This window comes from Weizmannia sp. FSL K6-0777, from assembly GCF_038593185.1.
Lineage (GTDB): Bacteria > Bacillota > Bacilli > Bacillales > Bacillaceae_C > Weizmannia > Weizmannia faecalis.
On record NZ_CP151971.1, the window covers coordinates 1,269,990 to 1,295,439 of the forward strand.

Annotated in this window: 21 protein-coding genes and 2 pseudogenes; 19 read left to right on the forward strand and 4 right to left on the reverse strand. The window is 48.2% G+C overall.

All coding sequences use genetic code 11. From position 1 onward, the window contains the following. Positions 1-33: 33 nt before the first annotated feature. The 7 genes from NST70_RS05855 to pyrE all read left to right on the forward strand — a co-directional run bounded on the left by NST70_RS05855 (position 34) and on the right by pyrE (position 8,893). A complete protein-coding gene (locus NST70_RS05855) occupies positions 34-1,320 on the forward strand; it encodes a dihydroorotase (RefSeq protein ID WP_035189267.1) in 1,287 nt (428 codons plus the stop codon). Further along, positions 1,317-2,414: a carbamoyl phosphate synthase small subunit gene (locus tag NST70_RS05860; RefSeq protein WP_328221229.1), complete on the forward strand. Its 1,098-nt coding sequence runs from the start codon at positions 1,317-1,319 to the stop codon at positions 2,412-2,414. The genes NST70_RS05855 and NST70_RS05860 overlap by 4 nt, the downstream gene beginning before the upstream one ends. Next, positions 2,398-5,598 carry a carbamoyl-phosphate synthase large subunit gene (carB, locus tag NST70_RS05865; protein ID WP_035189245.1) on the forward strand — a complete coding sequence of 1,067 codons (3,201 nt, stop codon included), beginning with the start codon at positions 2,398-2,400 and terminating at the stop codon, positions 5,596-5,598. The genes NST70_RS05860 and carB overlap by 17 nt, the downstream gene beginning before the upstream one ends. After that, positions 5,595-6,371 (forward strand): dihydroorotate dehydrogenase electron transfer subunit, encoded by a 777-nt coding sequence (locus tag NST70_RS05870; RefSeq protein WP_014095536.1) that lies wholly within the window; start codon positions 5,595-5,597, stop codon positions 6,369-6,371. The genes carB and NST70_RS05870 overlap by 4 nt, the downstream gene beginning before the upstream one ends. Positions 6,372-6,622: 251 nt before the next feature. Continuing rightward, positions 6,623-7,558: a dihydroorotate dehydrogenase gene (locus NST70_RS05875; RefSeq protein WP_257737708.1), complete on the forward strand. Its 936-nt coding sequence runs from the start codon at positions 6,623-6,625 to the stop codon at positions 7,556-7,558. Continuing rightward, positions 7,551-8,258 carry an orotidine-5'-phosphate decarboxylase gene (gene pyrF, locus NST70_RS05880; RefSeq protein WP_014095534.1) on the forward strand — a complete coding sequence of 236 codons (708 nt, stop codon included), beginning with the start codon at positions 7,551-7,553 and terminating at the stop codon, positions 8,256-8,258. Before NST70_RS05875 ends, pyrF begins: the two co-directional genes overlap by 8 nt. Beyond that, entirely contained in the window at positions 8,258-8,893 is a 636-nt protein-coding gene (gene pyrE, locus NST70_RS05885) for an orotate phosphoribosyltransferase (protein ID WP_328221223.1), read from the forward strand. Before pyrF ends, pyrE begins: the two co-directional genes overlap by 1 nt. A 1,063-nt stretch (positions 8,894-9,956) precedes the next feature. Here pyrE and NST70_RS05890 read toward each other — a convergent pair. Continuing rightward, positions 9,957-10,862 carry a nuclease-related domain-containing protein gene (locus tag NST70_RS05890; protein ID WP_035189253.1) on the reverse strand — a complete coding sequence of 302 codons (906 nt, stop codon included), beginning with the start codon at positions 10,860-10,862 and terminating at the stop codon, positions 9,957-9,959. 88 nt (positions 10,863-10,950) lie between these two features. On the opposite strand from NST70_RS05890, the gene NST70_RS05895 reads away from it, so the two are divergent. After that, complete coding sequence (locus tag NST70_RS05895) at positions 10,951-12,060, forward strand: hypothetical protein (RefSeq protein ID WP_061577747.1); 1,110 nt, start codon at positions 10,951-10,953, stop codon at positions 12,058-12,060. Between the two features lie 177 nt (positions 12,061-12,237). On the opposite strand, the gene NST70_RS05900 is transcribed toward NST70_RS05895, so the two are convergent. Then, on the reverse strand, positions 12,238-13,098 hold the full coding sequence (locus NST70_RS05900) for an AraC family transcriptional regulator (RefSeq protein ID WP_061577748.1): 861 nt from the start codon (positions 13,096-13,098) through the stop codon (positions 12,238-12,240). A 212-nt stretch (positions 13,099-13,310) separates the two neighbouring features. On the opposite strand from NST70_RS05900, the gene rhaB reads away from it, so the two are divergent. The 7 genes from rhaB to NST70_RS05935 all read left to right on the forward strand — a co-directional run bounded on the left by rhaB (position 13,311) and on the right by NST70_RS05935 (position 19,714). After that, positions 13,311-14,768 carry a rhamnulokinase gene (gene rhaB / locus NST70_RS05905; protein ID WP_061577750.1) on the forward strand — a complete coding sequence of 486 codons (1,458 nt, stop codon included), beginning with the start codon at positions 13,311-13,313 and terminating at the stop codon, positions 14,766-14,768. A 16-nt stretch (positions 14,769-14,784) separates the two neighbouring features. After that, a complete protein-coding gene (rhaA, locus tag NST70_RS05910; protein WP_061577751.1) occupies positions 14,785-16,050 on the forward strand; it encodes an L-rhamnose isomerase in 1,266 nt (421 codons plus the stop codon). Between the two features lie 18 nt (positions 16,051-16,068). Continuing rightward, positions 16,069-16,905, forward strand: a complete 837-nt coding sequence (rhaD, locus tag NST70_RS05915; RefSeq protein WP_168985984.1) for a rhamnulose-1-phosphate aldolase — start codon at positions 16,069-16,071, stop codon at positions 16,903-16,905. A 3-nt stretch (positions 16,906-16,908) separates the two neighbouring features. After that, positions 16,909-17,112, forward strand: coding sequence for an iron-containing alcohol dehydrogenase (locus NST70_RS05920; protein WP_014095526.1), 204 nt, complete (start codon positions 16,909-16,911; stop codon positions 17,110-17,112). 102 nt (positions 17,113-17,214) lie between these two features. Beyond that, positions 17,215-17,637 carry a methylglyoxal synthase gene (gene mgsA, locus NST70_RS05925; RefSeq protein ID WP_014095525.1) on the forward strand — a complete coding sequence of 141 codons (423 nt, stop codon included), beginning with the start codon at positions 17,215-17,217 and terminating at the stop codon, positions 17,635-17,637. 116 nt (positions 17,638-17,753) lie between these two features. Continuing rightward, a complete protein-coding gene (locus NST70_RS05930; RefSeq protein ID WP_035189257.1) occupies positions 17,754-18,377 on the forward strand; it encodes a 5-formyltetrahydrofolate cyclo-ligase in 624 nt (207 codons plus the stop codon). Next, positions 18,374-19,714: an MFS transporter gene (locus tag NST70_RS05935; RefSeq protein WP_061564830.1), complete on the forward strand. Its 1,341-nt coding sequence runs from the start codon at positions 18,374-18,376 to the stop codon at positions 19,712-19,714. Before NST70_RS05930 ends, NST70_RS05935 begins: the two co-directional genes overlap by 4 nt. A 172-nt stretch (positions 19,715-19,886) precedes the next feature. Here the strand turns inward: NST70_RS05935 and NST70_RS05940 are convergent, their stop codons facing one another. Beyond that, the gene (locus NST70_RS05940; protein ID WP_052123304.1) at positions 19,887-21,308 is read right to left on the reverse strand and encodes a DHA2 family efflux MFS transporter permease subunit; all 1,422 of its coding nucleotides are present in this window, start codon (positions 21,306-21,308) and stop codon (positions 19,887-19,889) included. Positions 21,309-21,401: 93 nt separating this feature from the next. Beyond that, entirely contained in the window at positions 21,402-21,962 is a 561-nt protein-coding gene (locus NST70_RS05945; RefSeq protein WP_014095521.1) for a TetR/AcrR family transcriptional regulator, read from the reverse strand. A 224-nt stretch (positions 21,963-22,186) separates the two neighbouring features. On the opposite strand from NST70_RS05945, the pseudogene NST70_RS05950 reads away from it, so the two are divergent. From NST70_RS05950 to NST70_RS05965, 4 genes and pseudogenes are all read left to right on the forward strand, one after another. Next, positions 22,187-22,559 (forward strand): annotated as a pseudogene (locus NST70_RS05950) (IS1595 family transposase); the annotation flags it as partial. A gap of 93 nt (positions 22,560-22,652) precedes the next feature. Further along, the gene (locus NST70_RS05955; RefSeq protein WP_014095520.1) at positions 22,653-23,198 is read left to right on the forward strand and encodes a GNAT family N-acetyltransferase; all 546 of its coding nucleotides are present in this window, start codon (positions 22,653-22,655) and stop codon (positions 23,196-23,198) included. A 173-nt stretch (positions 23,199-23,371) separates the two neighbouring features. Next, positions 23,372-24,529: an AI-2E family transporter gene (locus NST70_RS05960; RefSeq protein WP_035189262.1), complete on the forward strand. Its 1,158-nt coding sequence runs from the start codon at positions 23,372-23,374 to the stop codon at positions 24,527-24,529. 61 nt (positions 24,530-24,590) lie between these two features. Further along, positions 24,591-25,447 (forward strand): annotated as a pseudogene (locus NST70_RS05965) (Cof-type HAD-IIB family hydrolase). Positions 25,448-25,450: the final 3 nt, after the last annotated feature.

The following is a 25,450-nucleotide window of genomic DNA, read 5'->3' on the forward strand; positions in this document are numbered from 1 at the left end:
TATTTTGACAAAAAAGAAAAGGTGGTTTGCCAAGTGGACTGGTTGATTAAAGGCGGGATGGTTTTAGATGAAAAGGGAGAATCGGTAAAGCGGGATATCCGGATCAAAGATGGAAAAATCGCGGAAACCGGCCCGGAACTGAAAGAAGCGGGCGAACAGGTATATGATGCAACGGGACTCACGGTTCTCCCCGGGTTTGTCGACTTGCATGTGCATTTGCGGGAACCGGGGTTCGAACAGAAGGAAACGATCCGCACCGGGACGATGGCCGCGGCAAAAGGCGGGTTTACAACGGTAGCGGCGATGCCTAACACCAAACCGGTTACCGACCGGCCGGCGCGCCTTTTGTCTCTAAAGGAAAAAATCAGCCGGAATGGGGTTGTGCGCGTGCTCCCTTATGCTGCCATCACCCTTGATGAAAAAGGCGGCGAACTCGTGGATTTTGCCGGTTTAAAAGCAGCAGGCGCCTTCGCGTTCACGGATGACGGCGTCGGCGTGCAGGAAGCGGGGCAGATGCTAGCTGCGATGGAACAGGCAAAAGCACTCGGTATGGCGGTCGTCGCCCATTGTGAAGACAATTCGCTCATCCGGGGCGGCTGCGTGCATGACGGATCTTTCGCGGCGGCGCACGGGTTAAAAGGGATCCCTTCCGTATGCGAGTCGGTGCAGATCGCCCGCGACGTGTTGCTTGCAGAACATACAGGCTGCCATTATCATGTCTGCCATATCAGCACGAAAGAATCCGTCCGGGTTGTTCGTGACGCAAAACGGGCCGGCATTCCAGTGACAGCCGAAGTGACACCGCACCATTTGCTCCTTTCTGAAGACGACATCCCGGGCCCTGATGCCAACTGGAAAATGAACCCGCCGCTCCGGTCGAAAAGAGACCGCGACGCCCTTATTGAAGGCCTTTTGGATGGCACGATTGATTTTATCGCCACTGACCACGCTCCGCATACCGCGGAGGAAAAAGCAAAAGGCATTGAACAGGCGCCATTTGGCATCACCGGATTTGAAACAGCTTTTCCGCTTTTATATACACATTTTGTTGAAACCGGCATATTTACGCTAAAACAGCTTGTTGACTGGATGACAATAAAGCCGGCTAGCGTGTTCGGACTTCCATACGGGACGATGAAAACCGGGGCACCCGCCGATATCACGGCAGTTGACCTGGGGGAAGAAAAAACAATTGACCCGGATCGCTTTTTATCGAAAGGAAAAAATACCCCTTTTTTGGGGCGTGTATGCAAAGGCTTCCCGCAAGCCACATGGGGAAGCGGAAAACTGGTATGGGAAAAGGAGCTGGCATTGAAATGAAAAGGCAACTGATCTTGGAAGACGGCACTGTTTTTAGAGGGGAAGGTTTTGGCAGTGTAAAAGCGGCTTACGGGGAAATCGTTTTTACAACCGGGATGACCGGCTACCAGGAGACATTAACTGACCCGTCTTTTTACGGCCAGATCGTCACTTTCACCTACCCGCTCATCGGGAACTACGGCATCAACTGGAACGATTTTGAAGCGGTAACGCCGTATGTGAAGGGGGTCGTGGTGAAAGAAGCGGCTTCGTACCCGTCAAACTGGCGGAGCACCTTAACGCTCGATACCTTTTTAAAAGAAAAAGGCATCCCCGGTATATCTGGCATTGACACCCGGAAACTGACAAGAAAAATCCGCGCTTTCGGTACGCTCAGGGCCGCCCTCTGTGCTGAAGACGAAGATCCGGAAGCCGTGATCAAAAATCTTCAATCCAAACGAGCCATTCATGATGCCGTTGCACAAGTATCCACAAAGAAGCGTTACGAAATGGAAGGGCCCGGCAAACATATTGCCCTTGTCGATTTCGGCGCGAAAAAAAGCATTTTAACCGAACTTTCAAAACGAAACTGCCGCGTTACCGTGCTGCCGTATGATACAACGGCGGCGGACATTTTACAGCTTCAGCCGGACGGGGTGATGTTGTCAAATGGCCCCGGTAACCCGAAAGATGTGTCCTGTGCGGTTGATATGGTAAAAGGAATACTCGGGAAAGTGCCGCTTTTCGGGATTTGTCTCGGGCACCAGCTGTTTGCGTTGGCGTGCGGCGCCGATACATTCAAACTAAAATTCGGCCACCGCGGCGCGAACCATCCTGTCCAGGACATCCAAACGGGGAAAACGGTGATCACCTCGCAAAACCACGGCTATGCAGTCGATGAAAAGTCGCTTGCCGGAACAGGCCTTATCGTAACGGAACGGGCGTTGAACGACGGCACGATTGAAGGGCTGGCACATCGCAAATACCCTGCTTTTACTGTCCAGTACCATCCGGAAGCATCGCCGGGCCCGCACGATTCGAACCCGTTATTCGACAAATTTTTAACCATGGTTGAAAAACAAAAGGAGGAACAAACCTATGCCAAAACGCACTGATATCGAAAAAATTCTTGTGATCGGATCCGGCCCGATTGTGATCGGCCAGGCTGCTGAATTTGATTACGCTGGCACGCAGGCCTGCCTTGCTTTAAAAGAAGAAGGGTATCATGTCGTTTTGGTCAATTCCAATCCGGCAACGATTATGACCGATACGGAAATGGCGGATAAAATCTATATCGAACCGCTCACGCCGGCATTTGTCGCCCGCATCATCCGCAAAGAACGCCCGGATGCCCTCCTGCCGACACTTGGCGGCCAAACCGGTCTTAACATTGCAATGGAACTGGCGAAATCCGGCATCCTTGACGAGTACGGCGTCGAAGTGCTCGGAACAAGGCTTGGCGCCATTGAGCAGGCGGAAGACCGGGAAGCGTTCCGCGAACTGATGGGAAAACTTGGCGAGCCGGTGCCGGACAGCATGATCATCCATACACTCGAAGAAGCTTACCGTTTTATCGAAAAAGCGGGCTACCCGGTCATCGTCCGTCCGGCTTACACGCTGGGCGGAACGGGCGGCGGCATCTGCCGTAATGAAGAGGAGCTGATCGAAACCGTATCAGGCGGATTGCGCCAGAGCCCCGTCCACCAGTGCCTGCTTGAAAAAAGCATTGCCGGCTTTAAAGAAATCGAATACGAAGTGATGCGCGACAGCGAAGACCATGCCATCGTCGTCTGCAACATGGAAAACTTTGACCCGGTCGGCGTCCATACCGGCGATTCGATTGTCGTCGCCCCGAGTCAGACGTTAAGCGACAAAGAATACCAGATGCTGCGCAATGTTTCATTGAAAATTATCCGCGCCCTCGGCATCGAAGGCGGCTGCAATGTACAGCTCGCGCTTGACCCGGACAGTTTTCAATATTATGTAATCGAAGTCAACCCGCGCGTCAGCCGTTCATCTGCGCTCGCTTCTAAAGCAACCGGATACCCGATTGCGAAACTGTCAGCGAAAATTGCAGTCGGGCTCACGCTGGCCGAGATGAAAAACTCGGTCACCGGCACTTCTTACGCCAATTTTGAACCGGCGCTTGATTATGTCGTCACAAAAATTCCGCGGTTCCCGTTCGATAAGTTTGAACAGGCATACCGCAGACTTGGCACGCAAATGAAAGCAACGGGCGAAGTAATGGCGATCGGCCGCACATTTGAAGAATCACTGTTAAAAGCAGTACGGTCGCTTGAAATCGGCGTCCATCATTTGGAACTCGAGGAAGCATCCGGTATGGACGTGATGGAAAAAAGGATCAAAAATGCCGGCGACGAACGCCTTTTTTACATCGCAGAAGCGCTAAGAAGGGGTGTCACGATCGGGCAGCTGCATGACTGGAGCAAAATCGACTTGTTTTTCCTTCATAAGCTGGAAAACATCATCCGCTTTGAAAACACGCTTCAGGAGGCGCAATGGGACAAAGAGGCGGCCCGGAAAGCAAAACAAATGGGCTTTGCCGATAAGACGATTGCCGGGCTGTGGGGAACGGCAGAAGAAAAAGTGTACGCATGGCGCAAAGAGAATGGCATTTTACCGGTCTATAAAATGGTCGATACATGTGCCGGCGAATTCGCATCAGAAACGCCGTATTTTTACGGTACATATGAAGAAGAAAACGAATCGGTTGTGACAAACAGAAAAAGCATCATTGTCCTCGGTTCCGGCCCGATCCGGATCGGCCAGGGAATCGAGTTTGACTATGCAACCGTCCATGCGGTGTGGGCAATCCAGGAAGCCGGGTACGAAGCGATCATCATTAACAACAACCCGGAAACCGTCTCCACCGACTTCAGCATCTCTGACAAGCTCTATTTTGAACCGCTGACGATTGAAGATGTCATGCATATCATCGATTTGGAACAGCCGGAAGGGGTTGTTGTCCAGTTCGGCGGCCAGACGGCGATCAATCTCGCGGAACAGCTCACAAAACGCGGGGTGCGCATTCTCGGCACTTCGCTTGAAAATCTCGAGCGTGCCGAAGACCGCGACAAGTTCGACCATTTGTTAAACCGGCTCGGCATTAAACGCCCGCTCGGAAAAACCGGCACTTCTGCGGAAGAAGCCGTCCGAATTGCGGCCGAAATCGGCTATCCCGTGCTCGTGCGCCCGTCGTTTGTGCTCGGCGGACGGGCGATGGAAATCGTCTACCATGAAGAAGACTTGCGCCAGTATATGAAACACGCGGTGAAAGTCAGCCCGAACCAGCCGGTTTTGATTGACCGCTATGTGACAGGGCAGGAGTTCGAAGTCGATGTGATCGCGGACGGCCGGGATATTTTAATCCCGGGCATCGTGGAACATATTGAACGGGCCGGCGTCCACTCCGGCGACTCGATCGCAGTCTATCCGCCGCAGCGGCTTTCCGAGGCATTAAAAGCGGAAATGGTGGAGACGTGCCGCAAGCTTGCTTCAGAGCTTGAAATCAAAGGGTTAATGAACATCCAGTTTATCGTCTCGCACAATGAACTCTTTGTGATCGAAGTGAACCCGCGCTCAAGCCGGACGGTTCCGTTTTTAAGCAAAATTACCGATGTCCCGATGGCAAAACTCGCGATGAAAGTGATTTTAGGCGAATCGCTTGAAAATCTCGGCTATGGCACCGACTTGAGGCCGGAAAAAGCGGAGGTGTTCGTGAAAGTGCCGGTCTTCTCTTTTGCAAAATTGAAGCGGGTGGAACCGACACTCGGACCGGAAATGAAATCGACGGGAGAAGTGATGGGTTGCGACCGTACATTTGAAAAAGCGCTGTACAAAGGGCTCGTTGCAGCAGGCATGAAGCTTTCGCCGGATGGCAGCATCCTGTTTACGGTTGCCGATAAAGACAAACCGGAAGCCCTGCCGCTTGCGAAACGCTTTGTCGAGATCGGTTTTACCTTAAAAGCAACGGCGGGAACGGCAAAATTTTTAAGGGAAAACGGCCTGGCTGTCGAAGAAGTGGAAAAAATTGGCGGCGAAGGGGCGACCGTGCTCGACTCGATCCAAAGGGGCGATGTGCAATTTGTCCTGAACACGATCACAAAAGGCCGGGAATACGAACGCGACGGCTTCCGGATCCGCAGGGAAGCAGTCGAATGCGGCATCCCGTGCCTGACTTCGCTTGATACAGCAGCAGCCATCGTATCCATTTTGGAATCGATAAGTTTTTCGATCATGCCGATGGTGCAGGGGGCAAAGCAGGCGGTGCACGCATGATCCAGGAATATATGATCGTGAAAAGCAACCGGCTCATTGCGCAGGATATTTGGGAAATGGTGCTTGCCGGCAGTTTGGTCCGGCAAATCGCCCGCCCCGGACAGTTTGTTCATGTGAAAGCGGGAAGCGGGTTTGATCCCCTGTTGCGCCGTCCGATCAGCATCGCGGCGGTGGACCGCAAAAACGGCGCGCTTACTTTGTTGTACCGGGTGCAGGGAAAAGGAACGCGCCTGATGGCAAACATGGCACCCGGCGCACGGCTCGATGTGCTCGGCCCCCTTGGCAACGGGTTCCCGGTGGACGCGCTTCGCCCCGGGCAAAAAGCGCTCCTTGTCGGCGGCGGCATCGGGGTCCCGCCGCTGTACGAGCTGTCCCGGCAGCTTAAAGCAGGCGGCGTTGAAGTCCGCCACGTGCTCGGGTTTGAATCGGCGGCCCACGCTTTTTACGTGGAGAAGTTTTCAACCCTTGCCCCGACATCCGTCGCAACGGTGGACGGTTCATGGGGGACGAAAGGGTTTGTAACGGATGTACTGGCGGCGGAGAATTGGGCATTTGACTGTTTGTACGCATGCGGCCCGGCTGCGATGCTGCGCGCATTGGAAGCGGCATACCCGGGGCAGCGCGGCTTTTTCTCGCTTGAAGAACGGATGGCGTGCGGAACCGGCGCTTGCTACGGGTGCGTCTGCCGCCCGAAAAATGACCCAACCGGCACCGCTTCGAAAAAAGTATGCAGCGACGGGCCTGTATTTGAAATGGGGGAGATCCTAATATGACCGAGTTACCTGAACACCATGATGAAAGACGGGAAGTAAAGCACCGCGTTCCCCCGGATTTGCCTGAACATCATGCTGAAAGACGGGAAATAGAGCACCGTGTTCTTCCGGATTTGCCTGAACATCATGCTGCAAGACGGGAAATAGAGCGCCGTGTTCCCCCGGATTTGTCTGAACATCATGCTGAAAGACGGGGAATAGAGTGTCGTGTTCCCCCGGATTCACCTAAAGACCATGCCGAAAGACGGGGAATAAAGCGCCGTGTTCTTCCGGATTTGCACGTCGAACTGCCGGGCTTGTCCTTGAAAAATCCGGTCATGCCGGCATCGGGCTGCTTCGGTTTCGGGCGTGAGTACAGCCGCTGGTATGATTTGAGCGAACTGGGCGCGATCATGATTAAAGCGACAACAACAGAACCGCGCTTCGGCAACCCGGTCCCGCGGATTGCGGAAACGGAAGCCGGCATGCTGAATGCAATCGGCCTGCAAAATCCGGGGCTGGAAAGTGTGCTTGTGGAAGAGCTCCCGTTTTTACAGTCATATGATGTTCCAATCATTGCGAATGTAGCGGGCTCCACTTTTGAAGATTATGTCTACGTGTCCACCCGCCTTTCAAAAGCGCCGAATGTGCACGCGCTTGAACTCAATATTTCCTGCCCAAACGTGAAATCCGGCGGCATCGCATTCGGTACCGATCCGGAGATGGCGTTTGAACTGACACGGCAAGTAAAAGCTGTTTCGGAAGTGCCGGTGTATGTAAAACTTTCCCCGAATGTCACGGATATTGTGGCGATTGCCAAGGCAGCAGAAGCCGGCGGTGCCGACGGGCTCACGATGATTAACACACTCCTTGGCATGAAAATCGATTTGAAAACGGCGCGCCCGCTTCTCGCCAATGAAACAGGGGGGCTCTCGGGACCGGCCGTCAAACCGGTTGCTGTCCGGATGATTTACGAGGTGAGCCGGGAAGTGGATATCCCCATTATCGGCATGGGCGGTATTATGACGGCAGAAGATGCAGTGGAATTTTTATACGCCGGCGCCAGTGCAGTCGCAGTCGGTACCGCGAATTTTATTGATCCGCTCGCCTGCCCGCGCATCATCCGTGAACTGCCGGCTGTGATGGAACAGCTCGGCGCCGAAAGCATTCAAGACCTGATAGGAAGGAGCCACACGCAGCATGCATAAACCGATCATCGCCCTTGATTTTTCATCGGAAGAAGAAACGCTCGCTTTTTTACAGCAGTTTGGCGGCGAACCGCTCTATGTCAAAGTGGGAATGGAACTGTTTTACCAGACCGGCCCTTGTTTGATTGCTGCCCTCAAAGAAATGGGGCATGATATTTTTCTTGATTTAAAGCTGCATGACATTCCACATACAGTGGGGCGGGCAATGAAAGGGCTGGCACGGCTTGGAGTGGATATGGTGAACGTCCATGCCGCCGGCGGTTCGGACATGATGAAAGCCGCTTTGGCTGGTTTGGAAGCCGGCACCCCTGCAGGGAAAAAACGCCCGGCGATTCTCGCAGTAACACAGCTAACAAGCACCTCTGAAACGCAAATGCAAAAAGAACAGGGCATTTTAAAACCGCTGCGCGAATCAGTGCTGGATTACGCTGTGCTTGCTTATGATGCAGGGCTTGACGGTGTTGTCTGCTCCGCATTTGAAGCCCCTGATATTACGGCCCGGCTCGGCGGGGCGTTTTTGAAAGTGGTGCCGGGCATCCGGCTGGCCGGAGATGATGTTTCCGATCAGAAACGCGTCGTTACACCTGCGAAGGCAAGGGAGCTCGGTTCGACCGCAATTGTCGTCGGGCGTTCCATTACGAAAGCGCCCGACCCGTACGAAGCTTATTTAAAAGTGAAACAACAATGGGGGAACGAATAATGGAAAAATACATTGCCGGACAATTGCTTGACATTGAAGCTGTTTTTTTAAAACCCGGTGAACCTTTTACATGGTCATCCGGAATCAAATCGCCAATTTACTGCGATAATCGCATTACATTGTCCTATCCGAATCTGCGGAAAGAAATCGCCATCGGACTGAAAAAGCTGATCGAAGCACACTTCTCGGAAACGGAAGTAGTAGCAGGCACGGCAACTGCCGGGATTGCCCACGCCGCTTTTGTCAGTGACCTGATGAATTTGCCAATGGTATACGTCCGTTCGAGTGCAAAAACACACGGCAAGGGCAACCAGATCGAAGGTCGGGTTTCCACCGGGCAAAAAGTTGTCGTTGTCGAAGATTTAATTTCAACTGGCGGCAGCGTGCTCACCGTTGTCCGCGCATTGCGGGAAGCCGGCTGCGAAGTGCTCGGCGTTGTCTCGATTTTTACATATGAACTTCCGGCCGGAGCGGCAAATTTTGCAAAAGAAGGCATCACCGCTTACTCCTTATCGAATTACTCCGCGCTACTTCAAGTTGGCGTGGAAAGAGGGCTGATCCGGGAAGAAGACTTGGCGACACTCGAGGAATGGCGGCAGGCACCGGAAAAATGGGGGAAATCCAAAAAGGGCTGAACAAGATACTTTGGTTTGCTATTAAAATATGGCAAAAGTAAGCTTACTGTTGTTTCAGAGAGGCATTTAAAAGGACAAATGAAATCGCGGGACCATAGCAAATTGTTTTTTTTGGAGTATTCAAGACAAAAAGGAGCCGCACCTAGGCCTGAAATGTTTTTTTCAAGCTGTCAAAAGGACAAAACACGCTGCATCCGGGCTCGAAATGTCTTTTTGAAGCTGCCAAAAGGACAAAACACGTTGCATCTGGTCTCGGAATGTCCTTTTGAAGCTGCCAAAAGGACAAAAGGAGTCGCGACTGGACCCAAAGTGTCTTTTTGAAGCTGTCAAAAGGACAAAACAAGCTGTATCTGGGCTCGGAATGTCCTTTTGAAGCTGCCAAAAGGACAAAACACGTTGCATCCGGTCCCGAAATGTCCTTTTGAAGCAGTCAAAAGGACAAAACGCGTTGCATCGGGGTCCAAAATGTCTTTTTGAACCTGCCAAAAGGACAAAACACGTTGCATCTGGTCTCGGAATGTCCTTTTGAAGCTGTCAAAAGGACAAAACAAGCTGTATCTGGGCCCGAAATGTCTTTTTGAAGCTGTAAAAAGGACAAAACAAGCTGTATCTGGGCTCGGAATGTCCTTTTGAAGCTGCCAAAAGGACAAAACACGTTGCATCCGGTCCCGAAATGTCCTTTTGAAGCAGTCAAAAGGACAAAACGCGTTGCATCGGGGTCCAAAATGTCTTTTTGAACCTGTCAAAAGGACAAAACACGTTGCATCTGGGCTCGGAATGTCCTTTTGAAGCAGTCAAAAGGACAAAAGGAGCCGTGAACTGAAACAAAATGTCCTTTTGAAGCTGTCAAAAGGACAAAAGGAGCCGTGGACCGGAGCAAATTGTTCTTTTGGAGCATCCAAAAGGACAAAAGGAGCCATTGACCGGAACAAAATGTCTTTTTGGAGTGTTCAAAAGGACAAAAATAACCGGGGAACTGAGCATATTTGGTCTTTTTGAAGTGTCAAAATACCAAATGCTTTTCCCCGGTAGAATTTGTAATTCATAAGTTTGTGATCATCAATTACTCATAGTAAGACCATCTTCCACCTCTGAACTTATTGAAATTTTTTGCCAGTATCCTGCTCACCCTTTTTTTCGATTCCACAATCCTGCACCAGTCAAAAATATCATTTGTTGTAATCTTCCGCTCTGGAAACAACATCCGAAATTCTCTGACACTGCGGAGGACCGCGGCCTCAACAGATTCAGCATGTCCACAATCCTCACAAATCATTGCATGCCCTTTTACCGCACAGGAAAAAGAACCACAAGCGTCGCACACAATGCCTTTCCGCAATTGATCATACTCATATTTCGGCAAATGAAGAAAAGGCGATTCTTCTATATGCAGCGAAGATAGCTTTTCTGCCAGCCTTCTATGCTTTCCGCTCAGCTTTGCAGAAATTGCATTCAAATCTTTTATATACCGTTTTAACTGATTCGGGAAAATAAATGGCGCACTCAGGGGTGCCTGGTACAGGGTAAATTCGGGGTTTACAAAAACAACGGAAGCCGAGACCGGCATATTGAAACCGAGCGAGAGAATCAACTGCCGGAAAAGCGATTCGCAACGTTTAACCTGAAGCAGCGGATTGTTGATTTCAGACTTATTTTTTGTAAAAATTCTGTCCCGATCGTAATAAAAATCGCCTTCATAATTTTTCACTTCAAACAGGTAAATGGTTTCGCCGGTAATCATGAGGGCATCAATCTGGAACGTAGCATTGTTGCAGGAAAGCCGCAAATCATTCAGTACAAAACAATCACATGTAAGTGCTGCTGTTAAAGAGTCAAAATACCGCTCGCCTTCGTCCCCTTTTTCCAAATTCCGGAGATACTGGATGTCTTTTTCATGGAGTTTCATCCGGTTGTTCAGCGACTTTAAAAGAGCACATTCAAGTGAAGTTTTTCTTTCCTTGAAAAGCATCGTTCACATCCTTTCTAAAATTCAGACTTCACACCCATTATAAGCTACTTTTTGTATAATATAAATATCAATTTTCGCAGGTGAGCAGATGAAAAATTTACGGATTGAGCAAACGAATGAAATGATATTGGATAAATTCGGAATGGGCATAGTAGAGTTCCTTATCAGCCAGACTCATCTCGCATCAAGGCTGAATAGCGCCAAGTCAGAAACCATTAAAAGGAATCCCGGCTATTCAAACGGGGACATCGCGAAGGCCTATATCGGGCTGCTTTGCCTTGGAAAAAATAAGTTTGCTGAAATTGAACCGTTACGGAGCGACTATGATTTCCGTACTTTTTTAAAATTGGAAAGGGTTCCCTCGCCGGCTGTCTTGGAGCACCGTCTGGACGAGGCAGCTTTATCAGAAGAATGGAAACAGATCATCCTTGAAGAGTCTCTTCACCTGCTTCGCAAGGCTGGTGCACCTATCAACCCGGTGACCATACAAGGCAAAAGTTTTATACCGGTGGATGTTGCAATGCCGTTTGCTTTTATTGGAAAGGAAGGGTACTGCCTTTCCTTTGGACAAGAAACAAGCGTGTCGGTCCGTGCTGCTGAACAATTGGCGGAAGGGGCTTTCCTTTGGCGGCTCGAGGCAAAAGAAGGATCCGAAATTGCGGCAAAACTGCTGGACCTTCACATCGATTTTGTGATGAAACTTCAGACAGATGCTAGCACTTGGGTAGAAACTGCACGGAAACACGGCACATGCTCATCCGAACGGGAAGGAAAAAACGTTTACTTTGGATCTGTTGCGGAAACCAACACGACAGCCGGGGCAAAAAAACCAGCCTATTATGTTTTTAAACTCATTGAAACAACCATTGATAAAAACGGGCAAATCCTTTTGATTCCAGAGTATGAAGCGGATGTGTACATGACAACGCTCGATATTCCGCCGGAAGCTGTGCCAAGGCTTTACGACGAACACCGGAAAGTCTGTAAATCGTTGATACGGGAATTTAGGTTTGATCTTGGTTTTAAACAGCTGCCTTCCCGGAATAAAAAAACGAATGAGCTTGCCCTGCATTTTGGCATATATGCTTACAATCTGCTTCGCTTTGCCGGTCAGGGAAAAGCCCGAATGAAACGAATACGTGAGACTATCAGGGATCTGCCAAAGATGGTGATTAAAGAAGTAGAGGCAGAAGAATAAGATTGAACTTTAAATTTTTACATTGGGACAAATCGATCAATTTGCATACAGAATTTTCGCCCACCCGTAATACAGCCCAAACCGCAACCGAAGTATAACCCCGCCCTCGCTTGTGTGCCGGTAACCCTAACAGTAACGTCTTCTCTACGATCCGATAACACAAACAGCATGGATTCGTCACCCATTCCGCCTGTACGCAAGCGGGGTCATCTCTGTTTTCCACTTGAACAGTCGGTTGAAATAGGGAGGGTCCTCAATCCCGACGTCTAGGGCAATTTCTTTTACGCTTTTATTGGAGTAGCGGAGCAGTCTTTTCGCGGTGTTGATCCGAAAATGGATTAAGTACTCAATCGGGGGGATGCCGATGTAGTGCGTGAATTCCTTGCTGAGCTGGTACTTGTTCAGGCGGCACACCCGTTCCAAATCCTGCAGGGTAATTTTTTCTTTAAAATGGTCCTCCAAAAATTTTTTTGCTTCTATAATGTAATCGGGAATGTTTTCTTCCTCAAATGCAAGATCGTATTTCTGGATCAGCACTTCATTCAGCATTTCATGGATCAACAGCGAAATCCGGAACTCCGCCTTTGCATTCCGCGTTTCGACAAGCGCCATGATCTCATCAATGATTTGGGAAATGCGTCCGTTTTTTGCATGAAAAACATTGCTGCCGTTTTTCATAAATTCCCCGTAAAAAGCATCCGCATTCGGCCCGTAAAAATGGATCCAATCCATCTCCCACGGTTCATCGCTTATCGTGCTGTAATGCTGGTAATTCATGCAGTCGATGAAAAAAACATCCCCTTTTTCAAGCGTATATTCGCGCCCTTCATAAATCAATTTCCCCCTGCCGCCAAACGTATATTTTAACAAGTACGATTTCAAATGCTGCCTTTCTGTAAAATACGGTTTCATCGCTTTAAAATGGCCGATTTCCTGCACATAGTAAAACAGCTGGCGCGCCCGCTGCGACGGCGTGTTAAAACAGCGGATGGAGTCATCTGTCCAGGAATAGTCGGCTTTTTCCCAGTATTGTTCCATTTCGCTCCCTCTCTTCAAATTGATTATGCCATATCCTTCACAACCTTGCCAAGATCGTACAATGGTTTGCCAATAATGTTTCATGAAATCTTTTTTGATAACGTTTACGATAGGAATGTAAACGTTAAATTTTAATAGATGCAATGCTTCATAGAAGAAGCAGATGATGTAAAGATAATGCAATTTTGAAGGTGGAAAGGAGTGAGAAAATGATCCGGAATTACATCGCTATTGACATTGGCGCTTCAAGCGGACGGCTGATTGCAGGCACCTGCCGGCATCAAAAAATCGAAATCAAAGAAATTCACCGCTTCAAAAACGGTTTTACCAAACGGGACGGCCATGACCGTTGGGATATCGGCCGGCTGATTGAAGAAATTTTTACAGGCCTGGAAAAAGCCAAAAAGATGGGCATTGAAGCGTGTATGCTCGGCATTGATACGTGGGCGGTCGATTATGTGCTCGTTGACAAAAACGGCGACCGGCTCCAGGATCCGGTCAGCTACCGCGATCCACGGACGGTTGGCGCGATAGAAGCGCTGACGTCCAAATATTCAAAGCAATTCATCTATAAAAAGACCGGCATCCAGTTTCTTGAATTGAACACGCTGTACCAACTGTATGCCGAAGATAAAAATCTTTTGGAAAAAGCGGATAAAATTCTGCTCATCCCGGATTACATCGGGTATGTGCTGACGGGAAAGGCCGTTTCTGAAGTGACAAATTCTTCCACAACACAGATGCTGAACTTGCGTGACAAATTATTCGATAAAGACTTGCTCAACCATGTCCATGTCAGTGCCGATAAATTTGCCAAACTGGCCGATGCCGGCACGATTTTGGGCGCAATCAAATCGGAGTGGTACAAAAAATACGATCTTCCGGCATGCCAGGTTGTCACGGTTGCAACCCATGATACCGCCTCCGCTGTCCTCGGTACGCCGGCAGAAGGCGATTCCTGGGCATTCTTAAGCAGCGGGACATGGTCGTTGCTCGGCATGGAATTGAATGTGCCTGTCACAAGCGAGGAAGCATTCAGGGAAAATTACACAAACGAGTGGGGCGCATATGGCACTTACCGCTTTTTGAAAAACATTATGGGCATGTGGATCATCCAGGAAATTGCCCGGCATTACGACTACCGTTATACCTATGCCGAAATGGCGGAACAGGCCGGAAAATGCAAACCGTTTGCGCAATTTGTTCATGTCAACGACCCGCGCTTTAACAATCCGGAAAACATGGTGAAAGAAATTCAAGATTACTGCAGGGAAACCGGCCAGGCGGTTCCGGAATCGATCGGGGAATTGACAAACTGCATTTACAGCAGTCTGGCGCTCTGTTACGCAGTCGAGCTGGAAAAACTCGCCGCGATCACGGGACGGCCCATTGACCGCCTGTACATTGTCGGAGGCGGCAGCAATGTAAGCCTTTTGAACCAGCTGACCGCAAATCTCGCAAATGTCGAAGTCTCAGCCGGCCCCCAGGAAGCAACCGCTATCGGCAATCTCCTTGTGCAAATGATCGCCAAAGGGGACATTCGGGACATCCGTGAAGGAAGAAAAATCGTCCGGCAGTCGTTTGCAATCAAATCTTACAAGCCGCAGCAGGGCAATTGGAAAGCGGTAATCGACCGTTACAAAAAGGCCTTGCTTGAAACGGCAAAATGAAAGGGAGCGGAAAAGAATGGGAAAAAAAGAAGAGATCATCCGAAATTATGAAACTGCAAAACAGCGGTATGCGGAAATCGGTGTGGATACAGATGCGGCGCTTGAAAAATTGCAAAAGATTAAAATCTCGCTGCACTGCTGGCAGGGTGACGATGTCCGCGGCTTTTTAAATCCGGATAGCGACCTGACCGGCGGCATTATGGCAACCGGTAACTACCCAGGGGCGGCACACACGCCTTCCGAGCTGCGCAAAGACCTGGAAAAAGCATTCTCTCTGATACCGGGTAAGCATAAATTGAATCTGCATGCCATTTATGCGGACACGGATGAAAAAATTGACCTTGACACCATTGAACCAAAACATTTTGCTTCGTGGGTGGACTGGGCAAAAGAACAGGGGCTCGGCCTTGATTTTAACCCGACATTTTTCTCGCATCCGATGTATAAAGACGGTTTTACGCTCGCCTCCCCTGACAAAGCCGTGCGGGATTTCTGGGTGGAACACGGGAAAAGGACGCGGAAAATTGCCGAGTATTTTGGAAAAGAAACAGGGCAAACGAGCATCAACAATTTCTGGATTCCGGACGGTTATAAAGACAATCCGATAGATACGCTCGGACCGCGCCGGCGTTTAATGGAAGCGCTCGATGAAATTTTTGCGGAACCGCTCAATCCGGCTTATACGGAAGATGCGGTGGAAAGCAAATTGTTCGGCCTCGGCGCAGAAGCCTATACAGTCGGTTCCCATGAGTTTTATATGGGCTATGGTATTTCAAGAAACAAACTGGTCTGCCTTGACGCCGGCCACTTCCATCCGACAGAAGTGATTTCCAATAAACTAAGCGCCCTTTCTCTCTTCAGCAAAGGGCTTATGCTCCATGTCAGCCGCCCAGTGCGCTGGGACAGTGACCATGTCGTCATCATGGATGATGAACTGGCGGCAATCGGCAGGGAACTTGTCCGCAACGACTTGCTTGAGAAAACGAATATCGGCCTTGATTTCTTTGATGCCACCATTAACCGGGTTGCAGCCTGGGTAGTGGGCGCCCGCAACACACAAAAAGCTTTGCTGAAAGCGCTGCTTGAACCGACAGATTTCTTAAAACAAAAAGAATTGGAAGGCGATTTTACCACCCGCCTCGTCTATACAGAGGAACTGAAAGACTTCCCGTACGGCGATGTTTGGCACTATTTCTGCGAAGCAAACGGGGTGCCGGCCGGGCTTGGCTGGCTGGAAGAAGTCCAAAAGTATGAAAAAGATACGTTGCTTGTAAGGGCGTAAACAAGGAAGGGGAAGCACATGGCAAACATAAAGACGAAATTGAATATCATTGAAGCACCTTTTACACAGGAAATGATGAAAACAACCGCCAATTTGTACCGGCTTGGCTGGGACGAACGGAACGGCGGGAATATCAGCTATCTTCTCAAAGAAGAAGAAGTGGCGCCGTATCTCGATGTGAACGCCGTTATCCGGGCCATCCCGGTCAAATTCGACGCAAGGGCGCTTGCCGGCAAATATTTTATTGTCACCGGTTCTGGAAAATATTTTAAAAATGTGGCCAACAACCCTGCTGAAAACCTCGGTTTGATCCGTGTCGCACAGGACGGGCAAAATGTTGAATTGCTTTGGGGGCTTGAAGGGGGCGGAATGCCGACAAGCGAGCTGCCGTCCCATTTTATGAGCCATATCGCAAGGCTTGAGGTTGACCCGGAAAACCGGATTGTCATGCACAACCATGCGACCCATTTGCTCGCGATGACATTTACCCATCCGCTTGATGAAAAAGCTTTGACGCGCACGCTTTGGCAAATGTGCACGGAATGCCTCGTCGTATTTCCGGAAGGTGTCGGCATCATTCCGTGGATCGTGCCGGGCACCAATGAAATCGGTGAAGCGACGGCAGCGAAAATGAAAGACTATCGCCTCGTCATTTGGCCGCATCACGGCATTTACGGTGCCGGCCGCACGATGGATGAGACATTCGGCCTGATTGAAACAGCAGAAAAAGCGGCACAGGTTTACACCTATGTCCAGGCACAGGGCGGCATCAAACAAACGATTACCGACCGGCAGCTGAAAGACTTGGCCGATGCGTTTGGGGTCGTGCCGCGGGAAGGATTTTTGGGAGAATAAAGGATGGAATGGCGCATGCGACCTCTTAAAAATGTTGACATTCCGCAATCGCTTGATAAACTCGGTGTCAAAGAAGAAGATATCCCGAACCTCGCAAAAGATGCGTATGCCGATGTGTGCACGGGTGGCAACCCGCGTGATACAAGTGTCGAAGAAATCGAAGGCTTGTACAAATCCATGCTGCATGATCCGGTTGTGAAAGCTTAAGGCTGAAAAACGGATGACCCTGGGAAATGGGTCATTCGTTTTTTTCATCATATTATCGTATTATAGTAGTAACGTTATTTTTTGGAGAAGGGAGTTTCCAAGTTGAAAATTGCTTTTATTGCCCATGATAAAAAGAAAAAGGAAATTGTAAACTTTGCGGTTGCCTATGAGCCGGTATTCGCCGACCATGAATTGTACTCGACCGGCACAACCGGCAAGAGGATTATGGAAAAAACAAATTTGAACATTACCCGCTTCAATTCCGGCCCGCTCGGCGGCGACCAGGAAATCGGCGCAATGATTGCCAAAAATGAAATGGATCTCGTTTTCTTTTTCCGTGATCCACTCACGGCCCAGCCGCACGAACCGGACATTACCGCTTTACTCCGCCTTTGCGATGTCTATTCGATTCCACTTGCCACCAACATGGGTACGGCCGAACTGCTTGTCCAGGGCTTAATGCGCGGCGATTTAAACTGGCGCAACCTCGTGCATGAGAAGGAGAAGAAGAACAGGGGGGAATAAGAATTTCCACCATATTTCATACTTCGGTTTACCGGAAAAAACGATTAGCACAGACATTTTGCAGCCCCCCTGGTTTCATACCCCGGGGGCATTTTCGTTTTCACTTCAGCCCAAACATGGTAAGATGGAAAAGCGCAAATTTTTGCTTTCTGGGGTGGAAAAAAATGGACAAGGCGGAAATGCGAAGAGAAATGATCGGCTGGTTAAAGCGGTTGGATCTTAACGAAAAGCAGGCCATCGAAGAAAAACTGCAACAAATTTTGTTTTCATCCGATATATGGAAAATATCCGGAACGGTTGGCGTGACGGTCTCCCAACATTTCGAATGGGATACGCGGCGGATCATTGAAACCGGGTGGGCGCAGGGAAAAACGATTTGTGTGCCAAAATGCGTGCCAAAAGAAAAAGCGCTCGTCTTTTACCAGCTGGATGATTTCACACAATTGAAAAAAAGCTTTTTTAACCTGCTTGAGCCGGAACCGGAAGAAACGGTAAAAATTGAAAAGCAGGCCATCGATCTGCTCATTGTTCCAGGCCTTGTTTTTGACAAAAAAGGCTTTCGCATCGGTTTTGGCGGCGGTTATTATGACCGATTTCTTGCCGGTTTTCCCAATCAGACCGTGTCTTTGATTCACTCGTGCCAATTGAAGGCGCATGTCCCTAGCGAATCTTATGATATTCCGGTGCGGCAAATCGTGACAGAATCCGGAATGTTGAAAGTGAATGGAGGGGTTTCATGAAGAGTAGAACGTTTGTCATGATTAGCATTGTCTTGGCAATGCTTGTGTCATCGATTGACGCAACGATTATGAATACCACGATGCCCGTCATTGCAAAAGAACTCGGCCGCTTTGACTTGTACGCATGGGCATTTGCTTCCTATATGATCACCAGTACGATTTTATCACCGGTTGCAGGCCGGTTGTCTGACTTGTTCGGAAGGAAGAAAGTGTTCGGGTTCGGGATCGTGCTTTTTTTCGCCGGATCGCTTTTATGCGGCATGTCCTCCGGGATGATTGAACTTATCGTCTTTCGGGCTATTCAGGGCATTGGGGCAGGTTTCATGGTCCCGTTTCCGGCCATTATCGCAGGAGACCTGTTTTCTGTTGAAAACCGCGGGAAAATCCAGGCATTGTTTACCGGTATGTGGGGATTATCCGCTGTCCTGGCGCCGCTTTTAGGCTCGTTTTTTGTAACGTATTTATCGTGGAGATGGATTTTCTTTGTAAACCTGCCTGTCTGTCTCATCTCATTTTTAACGCTTTTGCCTTATAACGAGCATTATGCGCCAAAAAAAGCGCGTGTCGATTACATAGGCGCTGCATTATTTGCCGTTGCGATCACACTCCTGCTTTTGGTCACGGTCGTACACCGCAATTACTTGTTGTTTGCAGCAACCGGAATCATCTTTCTTCTCCTTTTTTATTTTTATGAAAAAAGGCAGGATTCCCCGATTGTGCCGCTTTCGATGTTTAAAAATAAGACATTTGCCCGGATGAATGTCAACTCCTTTATTGGGACAGTGGCGTTGTTCGGTGCTTCCAGCTATGTGCCGCTGTTTTTGCAGAAAGTAACAGGGCTGTCACTGCTCATGAGCGGGGTTGCGCTGCTTGGGTCGTCGATCGGCTGGATGGCCGCTGCAGTCCCTGCCGGAAAATGGATATTGCGGTATGGCTACCGGAGGCTGTTATTAATCGGGAACGGACTTTTGCTTGTTTCGGGTGTATGTTGGATCTTTTTAAATCCGGGCCACGGGTTTTGGTACGTTTTTCTCGTTATGATTGTCCATGGCGCTGCGTTCGGGTTGCTTTCGACGGTCGGGATTATCGGTTCCCAGCAAATGGTGAGCGCCCACGAAAAAGGGATCGCCACTTCGTTTTTTATGTTTTGCCGGAACATGGGAACTGCGATCGGGGTGACCGTAATGGGCGCCTTTCTGACAAGCGGGTCCACCTACATGCAGGGCATTCACCATTTATTCCTGTTCGGCTTTTGCGGCAGCATTTTGGCCCTTTTAACTTCTTTTCTGATTCATAATGATGCGAGTGAAAGCGGAAAAACAGCAGCAAATCAATAAGGCTTATCCCGGGCTTGGCAAGGACTCTGACAGTGCTGGCAAAATTTTATAAAATGCAGGCCAGAAGCCGGTTCTTTCGCAGATCCATGATTTTATCATATTGAGGCGGAGTGCTGACAAACCTTAAAAAAACCCGTTTTAGCTTATCAGGCTAAAACGGGTTTTTTGCTCCTCAGTCGGGGGAGTCTGTTTCTTTTTTTAATTGCATTTTCCTTTGCTGGTCCTGCGGTTTTTCAAATACCCCAACGGTTCGAACGGTAAAGGAAAGGGCAAATCCGATGACTGCCAGGATGAGCGTGAACATAAAACCGTACTGGACGCCGTTTGTTAATGCTGCTGCGGCATGTTGTCCGCCGGCTCCTGTATAAGCGTGTTCACCTGCAGCCAACAATGTGGCAGACAAGGCAGTGGCAATGGCGCCGCTCACTTGCTGGGCGGTATTCATAATTGCGCTGCCGTCAGGGGACATTTCTCTTGGCAATGCATTCAGCCCGTTCGTTTGTGCCGGGAACATAACAAGCGGCGCGCCGATCATGAGCAAAAGATTCGCTGCAATCACGAAAAGAAAAGAAGATGTTGTTTGGACACAGATAAACATTGCACCCGCTGCGATGCAGATCAGAAAGCCGATTCTGACAAGCCATTTTGCGCCGTATATATCATAAAACTTGCCCGAGATAGCTGACACAATCCCGTTTACAATGCCCCCTGGCAAAAGAAGGATGCCGGTAAGCGCGACAGCTACCAGTTTTCCGCTCTGCCAGTACATCGGCAGCAAAAGCATAGACGACATGATAATACTGAAGACAATCATAATCATCAGCGTGCCAATAGTGAACATTTTATGCTGGAAGGCACGCACATTCAGCATCGGTTTTTCCATTCGTAATTGCCGGATGGAAAAAATCACGAGAGCCGCAATACCGATTGCAAGGGCTACAATGACTTTTGCATTTCCCCAGCCTGAATCCCCCGCTGAACTGAAGCCGAAAACAATTCCGCCGAAACCGATCGTGGACAGCACGATAGAGAGCACATCGATTTTTGGCCGGGTGACTTCATTTACATTTTTACAAAAGATGGCGGAAATGATCAGGGCAGCAACCAAAAACGGCAGCATGACCCAGAAAATCCACTGCCATGTGAGTTTGCCCAAAATGAACCCAGCAGCAGTTGGGCCAATTGCCGGCGCAAACATAATGACAAGCCCGACAACGCCGAGTGCCGCGCCTCTTTTATGCGGCGGAAAAATCGTCATGACCGTATTAAAGATGAGCGGGATGAGAATGCCGGTTGCGATTCCCTGAACGAGCCTGCCGATGAGTAAAAAGGTGAAGGTGTGGGACACGGCTGAAATGAGCGTGCCAATAATAAATGCGCTTAATGCACTTAGCAGCAGCTGCCTTGTTGTAAACCATCTGATCATTAACCCAGATACTGGCACCAGCACGCCGACAACAAGCAAATATCCGGTTGTAAGCCATTGGACGGTGGAAGCTGTAATGTGCAGATCTTTCATCAATGAAGTTAATGCAATATTTAAGGCTGTTTCGCTGAACATGCCGATAAAGCCGCCAATTAAAAGCCCAAGCATAATTGGAAATTTTTTATAATCACTTTGCAATGGTAAAAATCTCCCCTTTATTTTTAAATAGACCGGTCAGTATAATTTGGAGAAAAAAGAACATCAAATGTTCTTTATTATTTTTGGGATTTGTTCTGCAACTAATTGAAAATAGGAAGCGTCCTTGTATGTGATCGACATCGTCATCGCGCCTTCGATTAAGATATGAAACAAAACAGCGGTTTGCCTTGCGCTTTCCTTTGTGTAGCCTTTTTTCATCAGATAATCGGTATCGGTTGCGATCCATTCCTCATACGCATTTTTGCACGCTTCCCTGATATTTTCGTTAAGGTTCGCACTTTCCGAAGCGAGCAGGCCGATCCGGAAGTCCGGCTGATCGCCAAATACTTTTTCAGCGACATGTAAAAGTTGCGCCTGCATGGCTTCAATCGGATCGTCGCAACCGGCAAGCAACTGCTCCAGTTCCTGCCTTACTTCAACCTTGACGCTGTCAATTGCGGCAATTGCAATTTCTTCTTTCCCGTTTGGAAAATGGTAATATAAAGAGCCTTTCGGTGCGCCGCTTTCCTCAATGATTTGATTGATGCCGGTCGCATGGTAGCCCTGCACCTGGAAAAGCTTTTTTGCCGCCTGGATAATTGCTTCTCTTTTACTCTTTGCCATCTTTTCTCTCCTTTTTTGTACAGAACGGTCTAACGAAAAATATATCATTGATTGACTTTATTGTCAAACAGCCGTTTTTTTTAAAATAGCTCTGTTAAACATTTATGTTGATATTTACTAAAATCAAACATTCTTCCTATAATAACAGTAAGGAACAGGTCAGCGTTTTGGTTGCGAGGGATCGTCAAAACAAACCTTCTTTAACGTGATGAGGGTCGTATTTTAACCAAGCAATTGGTTCCAAGGTCTCCGTTACGAATCCCCTTTTTACAGACGCCTGGAGAGCTTTCAAAGCCTATGCAAAAGAAAAAGGAATCGAACATTACCCGTTCAAATCCTGTGGAAAGGAACGGGTAAAAGGGCTTTACCATATTCAAAATGTTAATAACTATTACAGCCGCTTAAAGGGTTGGATGAACCGATTCAATGGCGTGGTAACCAAGTACCGCGACCATTATTTGAGCTGTTTTTGTATTTGAATACGATCCGCCCCCGAACGATTATACAACTGTATGTAGGCAGATTGTCGACAGCTGCTTATTTCCGACAATGGCGACTTATGATAAATTGAGGTTATCTATATTCAGAGCTTCATAAGCATTATTCAACTTTTGGGGCAGTCATGTTAAAGAGGGTAGGTATTTAGGCTTGTGCTAGAAAAATTCTTTTTCAGAATGGGAAGGTGCCAAAATGAATATTGCAGAAGAAATCGTAATTTCTCCATTAAAGGATGAATTAATTGAGGACATCAATAAAACAAATGATTATTTCAACGTGTTTGGTAAGGTTGTACCCAGTCTTCAATCAGGAAAATGGTCTTTTGAAGAGATTCTATTTGATGAAACTAAAGAAATTCGTTTCCCAGATGATAAACTGGATTGGAGCCGTTATATAAACCGTGAAGATAAAGCTCTATTTTTAGCTTATAAGAATCATAATTGCATTGGGCAAATTAGAATAATTAAGGATTGGAATCGCTTCTGTTATATTGAAAATATCGCTACAAAAAAAGAATTTAGAGGATATGGAATCGGGAAGTTGCTTTTAACTAAAGCGGAAGAATGGGCAAAAAAAAGAAAACTTATCGGAATGTCTTTAGAAACGCAAGATGATAATCTTGGAGCGTGCAGGTTTTATGTGAAACAAGGATTCATACTAGGTGGAGTTGACACATTGAAACAGTCATATAATCCAAATATAGAAACCACTTTGTATTGGTATAAGTTATTCAAATAACGGGTGCTAATCTTCAATATGAATCTAAAACAGGGATCCCACATCGGGTCCTTGTTTTATGATCATTTATCCACAATATTATTTAACATAGCTTTTAAAATAAACCGGAAAAAAGTTTCCTTTTCAAGTATAATCAAGATAAGAAAATAAACAAAAAATGACGGAGTGGTTGGATGAAAGAAATGAAACTCGGTTTATGGGCTAAATACATACTGCTAGCGGTTGTGGCCGTCCTTTTTGTGAAATATTTCAGCACGATTCTGGGGGCGCTAGGGGCGATTTGGCATGTTGCCTTTCCGCTTTTGCTCGGGGCTGCGATTGCCTATGTGCTCAATATTTTAATGAAAAAAGTGGAACGCGTTTATTTTCCGAACGCGCAAAACAAATTTATCCGCGCAACGCGGAGGGGCGTCAGCATTCTTTTTTCATTTGTGGTCATTTTTGGCATTGTTTCCATCCTGGTTTTGATCATTGTGCCGCAATTGATCCAGGCTTTTACGGTATTGATTGATGCCATTCCGCGTGTTTACACGAAAAGTCTGGACTATTTCCAGTCAAACAGCGTCAAGTACTCCAGCCTCGGAAAATTCATTTCAAGCCTGCAGGTCGATCTGGATGCGGTCACAAAAAAATTGACCGTATCCCTTTCAAAAGTGGTGACCGGCATTTTGAATTCGACGTTTTCCATTGCCGGCGCCTTAACAAGCGGTGTAATGAACTTGATCATTGCCATTATTTTTGCCATCTATATTTTAGCGGCAAAAGAGAAGCTGGCTGTTCAGGCAAATCAAGTGGTTCGTGCTTTTTTGAAAAAGCAGACGGCGGACAGATTGTACTACGTGCTCGGAGTGGCAAATCAGACTTTTTCAAGCTTTATTGTTGGGCAATGCGTGGAGGCGGTCATTTTAGGAAGTCTATGTACGCTTGGCATGTTTCTTTTCCAGTTTCCGTATGCTGCGATGGTCGGTGCTTTCATTAGTGCAACGGCTCTGATCCCGGTTGTCGGTGCCTATTTGGGGGCGGCATTCGGTGCCTTTATGATTTTAACAGTAGATCCGATGCAGGCAGTATTCTTTTTGATTTTCATTGTTGTGCTGCAGCAAGTGGAAGGCAACATCATCTATCCGCGGGTAGTCGGTTCGTCGATCGGGTTGCCGGGTTTATGGGTCTTGGCGGCGGTCATCATCGGGGGCGGCCTTGGCGGCGTTGTTGGTATGCTTTTCGGTGTGCCGGTTGCCGCGACATTGTATAAGCTGCTGAGCGACCAAGTGCAGAAACGGCTACAGACACCATCGGGAATAGAGGAAACAAACAGGGGCGGGGATATATAGAGGCGAATAATATTGCCTCTCGAAAAAGAACATCCGGGAACAACAGGAAGGAGAGCGCAAAATGAAATTGATCGCGATTGATTTTGACGGGACATTATTATCTGATGACGGAACAATTAGCGAAGAAAATGCCGGAGCGATTCGGGAAGTACAAGAGCAGGGGAATATCGTTGTCGCCTGTTCAGGGCGTTCGCTTCATGATACGCGGCATATTCTGAAAAAAGCAGCCTTGATTGCCCGGTGATAACGGGAAATGGTGCCGTCATTTACGATTCGGATCAATGCATTTTAAAGCTTGTGATGCCGGATAAAGTACTGGACGACTTGCTTCCGGAACTGGAAGCGCAAGGATACTATTACGAGTTATATACTAACCAGGGCGTGTATTTGCTGGAAAAAGGGAGAAAGCGCCTTGAATCGGAAATGCATTCCTTGCACGAAAAAGATGAAACCTTTTCTTTGGAGTGGGCTGCCGGCCAAATTGAGCTCCAGATGCGGCAGTACGGGATTCATTATTTCCACCATTATGCTGAGTTGGATTTGCCGCATTTGGAGGTTTACAAAATTTTTGTACTGTCCTTTCATCCTGAACGGTTAAAGCAACTCCGCAGCTGGCTAAGCGGAAGACAAGATCTTTCCATGACCACATCGGGGCGCACGAAGTTGGAAATTGCCCATGCAGAAGTTAGCAAAGGCCATGCCCTTCAGTTTATGGCCCGCCATTTGAACATCCCGTTGGAAAATACGGTCGCAATTGGTGACAATTTTAACGATCTGTCCATGTTTGAAGTAGCCGGTATAAGTATTGCGATGGGAAACGCTGAAGAACAAGTGAAAGCGCGGAGCACCTATGTCACAAAGACCCATAACAAAAACGGCGTTGCCCATGCTCTGCGGACATACATATTGGGAAAATGATGG